Source organism: Marinobacter sp. UBA2498 (assembly GCF_002341575.1).
Taxonomy (GTDB): domain Bacteria; phylum Pseudomonadota; class Gammaproteobacteria; order Pseudomonadales; family Oleiphilaceae; genus Marinobacter; species Marinobacter manganoxydans.
Window position 1 is genome coordinate 1 of the sequence record NZ_DDOI01000089.1, and the last position, 235, is coordinate 235.

Genomic DNA, 235 nt, shown 5'->3' on the forward strand with positions numbered 1-235 from the left:
GATCCTTGATGATGCTCATGAAGGGCGCCAAACCGGTGCCGGTGCTGATCAGCCACAGATTCTTTCCGGGCAGAAGGTTGTCCAGAATCAGCGTCCCTGTCGGCTTGCGGCTCACCAGAATTTCGTCACCTACCTGGATTTTCTGAAGGCGGGAGGTCAGTGGGCCGTCCTGGACCTTGATCGAGAAGAACTCAAGCTCTTCCTCGTAATTGGCACTGGCGATACTGTAAGCGCG

The 235-nt window shown here is 55.7% G+C and carries 1 pseudogene; it reads right to left on the bottom strand.

Annotated features, from left to right (window positions below):
- Positions 1-235 (bottom strand): annotated as a pseudogene (locus tag B2W52_RS12305) (ferredoxin--NADP reductase); the annotation flags it as partial.